Origin of the sequence: Acaryochloris sp. IP29b_bin.148, assembly GCF_028285565.1 — a bacterium.
GTDB lineage: Bacteria > Cyanobacteriota > Cyanobacteriia > Thermosynechococcales > Thermosynechococcaceae > Acaryochloris.
The window spans coordinates 1-3929 of the sequence record NZ_JANQOY010000053.1; the positions used below are offsets into that span (position 1 = coordinate 1).

4 protein-coding genes and 1 pseudogene are annotated in these 3929 nt (G+C 46.3%); 2 read left to right on the forward strand and 3 right to left on the reverse strand.

The features are described 5' to 3' along the window. The 3 genes from Q0986_RS05640 to Q0986_RS05650 all read right to left on the reverse strand — a co-directional run. A partial coding sequence (locus Q0986_RS05640) for a caspase family protein (protein WP_299405597.1) occupies window positions 1-450 on the reverse strand: 450 nt, incomplete at its 3' end. Continuing rightward, a complete protein-coding gene (locus tag Q0986_RS05645; protein ID WP_299405599.1) occupies window positions 443-1303 on the reverse strand; it encodes a hypothetical protein in 861 nt (286 codons plus the stop codon). The genes Q0986_RS05640 and Q0986_RS05645, both read right to left, overlap by 8 nt. Before the next feature lie 345 nt (window positions 1304-1648). Next, window positions 1649-2605 carry a branched-chain amino acid transaminase gene (locus tag Q0986_RS05650; protein ID WP_299405602.1) on the reverse strand — a complete coding sequence of 319 codons (957 nt, stop codon included), beginning with the start codon at window positions 2603-2605 and terminating at the stop codon, window positions 1649-1651. A gap of 67 nt (window positions 2606-2672) precedes the next feature. Here Q0986_RS05650 and Q0986_RS05655 point away from each other — a divergent pair, with 67 nt between their 5' ends. Then, entirely contained in the window at window positions 2673-3491 is an 819-nt protein-coding gene (locus Q0986_RS05655; protein ID WP_299405606.1) for a helix-turn-helix domain-containing protein, read from the forward strand. 217 nt (window positions 3492-3708) lie between these two features. Then, window positions 3709-3929, forward strand: a pseudogene (locus Q0986_RS05660) (F0F1 ATP synthase subunit beta); the annotation flags it as partial.

Here is a 3929-nt window from a genome sequence, read left to right on the forward strand (position 1 = left end):
TGCATACTGAGTAATATCACCCGCTCCTTCTCCTGAGTAACAAGTGTCAATAATGAATAAAATCTGAGATAAGGTTACACCCGGATTTTGAAGTGGCCGGATCAATTCATCTGTTGGCAGGCTAGTCGAACCCACAATAGCAGGATCAGTCTCCTTCAATATCAGACAGTGTTGATCACCCAGTAAATACTCCCCATGCCCTGAGTAGTAAAAAACAATGCAGTCCTCTGCAGTGCATTCACCACTAATCAGCCACTTTGCAAACTCTTTCTTTATTAAGGCAGCAGATGGATTTAAGGATAGGCATTCAAGGACACGGGTATAGCCAAACTGCGATGTCAGGATGTTATTAATACAAGACAAGTCATTTGGAACTCTTTCCAAGTGTGGATAAATTTCGGGATAGTTAGATTCGCTCGTTCCACAGGCTACTAGATAATAGTTAGGCATCCTCTAATCCCAACTTGATGGCTTCTCCAGTTTCTCTCGCCGTAAAGTAACGATTAGCATTGTGTGCATCAGCTCCATTATTCACGAGTTGGTCAATAACATCACCTTGAAAATAAGGATTCAGCTTCTTCTCTAAGGCGACGATATCGCCAGCATCTGCAATATTAATCCAAGTCTTAACACTCCCTGGCCAGTTCCCCTGAGAATCAGTAGGGGGCGGCTCCAGGCGATCAAAAATCAGCCTTTGGATGCCAAGAGGAGACCCCAATGTCACCAGTACTTTCACAGGCCATTCTGGATGCTGGCAAAGACTCTCATAACAAGCAATAGAACCCAGAGAATGTCCCACCAGTACTCGGGTATCGTCAGTGATGCAGTCCGACACTCGTGATCTAATCTGCTGCCGAATCTCTGGATCATATAAATACAAGCGCACTTGCTTCATAAAAGCAATGACAAATTTCTCAGCAACGCCCCCGAAAAAACGAGATTGACTCAAAGCACTCAAAGCTTCTTGCAAAATTCTTGGTACCCTGGCTTTGGTCACAGGGGCTTTCTGAGGATTTAATTCTCCCTCTTCAACTTTTAGGACCTCACCCCATAGCTCTTGAAGAAATTCACGTTCCCATTCAGCATCTATATCGTTGACGTCATAATTGGGTATAGTCCCTTTTGCTTGCCCAGACTCTCTGAATAGATCTCCATAAAAAGCACATTTGAAGTCATCATCTGATGTCAGTGCTGCATTTGCTCGTTCTAGGCCATCTTTAAGGGCAGGTAACCATCTGGCATAGATGGTATTGCTTCCGTCAAACTCTTGATTAATACCGTGAACGCCGACAATACGAGCCATGTTGGTTCTACCGACACTCCATATTCAATTCCATCCCAAGGCGTTGAGATATAGGTTTAGTCGTGCTAAAGAGATTTTTCTTACTCATACATGGAGTAGTCAAGAACATATTCAGCATTTGTGAATCTAAAAAGTCTTACCTACTAAAAAGCAATTACTTATCATTCGAAGACAAATGAGCTTACGCAAATTCAAGCCCTACTGTAATAAATCTTCAATCAGAACTGACTATTCACGCCATTCTGTCAAAAAATTTACTCTTATCACATAGCAGCTCTTCAGAATTTAAGCTAAAGCCACCAATTCAACTCCCTTTAACTCCAGCCACATAAAGTTACTGCTCTTCTAATTGAAGTCCACAATCGTTATCCACTCGGCATATCGTCGCTCTGCCCCAATCATGACCTGTCGCAGCAACTCACTTAACTGTTTTGTAACCGGACGTTGTTCTGGCAATCGGTAAGTTTCAATCTCCAACACGGGTGAAATCTGAGCTGCCGTCCCACAGAGAAACACCTCATCTGCGATAAAGAGTTCAGACTTATCGACCGGACGCTCAATCACGGGAATGCCTAAGTTCTGCGCTAGCGTGATCACGCTGGCTCGGGTAATCCCTTCTAAAATGTCCTGATCCACACTGGGCGTAATCAATTGGCCATTTCTAACCAGAAACAGATTCATCGCTGATGCCTCGCTGACTTTGCCCTGAGCATTCATCAAGATTGCTTCATCAAACCCAGAGGCAACCGCTTCTGTCTTGGCTAATGCCGATGCAATATATCCGGCACTCGACTTGCCCCGTAAGGGCTGACTACGATCCTCTTGTCGCAGCCAAGAGCTAATCCGACACCGCACACCCCCTTGATGCAAGTAATCTCCCATCTCCAGGCCATAGATCAATAGGTCTTTACTGACATCATGGAGCCGAGGGGCAATGCCCAAGCTGGAGGTGTAGATCAACGGTCGGATATAGAAGGACGTTTGGGGCTGGTTGCGCCGCACAAACTCAATCAACGTTGCTTCAAGTTCGATGGGGTCAATATTGGTATTCAGATATTTCGCACTCTGGCTCAATCGCCGACAGTGATCCGCTAGGCGAAACATCAAAATCTGATTTGAGTCACTAGGAGAAGGTATTCCACGAATTCCACCCAACACTGAAGTGCCATAGTGAAGCGCGTGAGTCGCTATCGAAAGTTGAGCTTCAGGAAAAGGGCAAAATTCCCCTTCAAACAAGGCAATGGGCAGAAATGCTGGAGTGGAAGCTGTGGTTGGTAAATCCAGTTGAGTGAGGAGGGCCATGATACAGCACTTGCAAAAGGTTCACGATGAACTTTAAAATAGCACCACTATCTAGTGGTGTCATCTAATGAGCGATGCCCAATACTTAGAAAATCTGGTGGATTTAGGGTTAACTCGCTATCAGGCCGCTGTTTATTTGGCCCTAATGGATCGGCAGGACTTTACCCCTGCGCAGATTGCGACCCGTGCTCAGGTTCCTCGGCAGCGGATCTATGATGTCTTGGCATCACTATGCGATCGCGGTCTTTGTCTCGAACGCCATTCCGGTCGACAGCGGATCTTCCAAGCCGTGGAGCCGTCCCAGGCCCTTCCCACCTTGCTGCAAGAAAAACAGAAGCAAGTCTCTGCTGAACTCCAGCGCCAAGAGCAGCAGACTCACCGTGCTGTTGCCGCCCTTGCCCCGCTCTATACGAAGGGCCACAACACTCAAGATCCGTTAGCCTACATTGATGTTTTGTCCGAACCCAATCGAATAGCGGACTGTGGGGCCAAACTTTCCCAATCCGCTCAATCGTCGATCAGCGTCTTCTTTACCTATCCGTCTCTACTGAGCCATGAAGACGGCCTCAACCTTGTCAAAGATCCCCTACAGCGCGGTATTTGCTACCGCACCATCTATGAACACAACATTTGGCAAGATCCCAGTAGCCAGGACTTTATTCGCCAGTGCCAAGCTTGGGGGCAGCATGTACGCTTTGTGGATGAGGTGCCCTTCAAAATGCAGCTGTTCGACCAACGGATTACGTTGCTATCTTTACAAGATCCCTTATCTGGGACACCCAGCTTTACGGCTTTAAGCGTTACCCATCCTGGGCTAGGGGAAATGCTCAACATTGCTTTCGAGTCTTTATGGCATCAAGGGACATCAGAGCCAATACTGACTTAGATGATTCGCTCTATCCTGCCTGATTTGCCTCTTGTTGTGCTTTCAAATCTGTCCCAAATAGGCGATGGGCATATTTACTCAACTATAAATTTAGGATTCCGAAAAGAAAGTTTACGTTGAGTCCCTTAAATGATAGGTTTAGAAATGGCGAAATCATACGTCTAAGCTGCACGTACAAGCAGTTATAACAGTCATCACAACTAGAGTAGGCGTGAGCATGGTCACCACCACGAATAAGAATACTGGTTACATTTCTCAAATTATTGGTCCGGTTTTGGACGTTGAATTCCCCAATGGGAAGCTGCCCAAAATTTATAACGCATTAAAAGCCAAGGGCAAAAATGCTGCCGGAGACGACGTTTCCGTGACTTGCGAAGTTCAGCAGCTCTTGGGCGATAACCAAGTTCGCGCCGTATCCATGAGCTCCACCGATGGTTT

Bases quoted from the DNA above. Each gene is read 5' to 3' on its own strand.
- Q0986_RS05645 (WP_299405599.1), bottom strand. From the start codon at position 1,303: ATGGCTCGTATTGTCGGCGTTCACGGTATTAATCAAGAGTTTGACGGA.
- Q0986_RS05650 (WP_299405602.1), bottom strand. From the start codon at position 2,605: ATGGCCCTCCTCACTCAACTGGATTTACCAACCACAGCTTCCACTCCA.
- Q0986_RS05655 (WP_299405606.1), top strand. From the start codon at position 2,673: ATGAGCGATGCCCAATACTTAGAAAATCTGGTGGATTTAGGGTTAACT.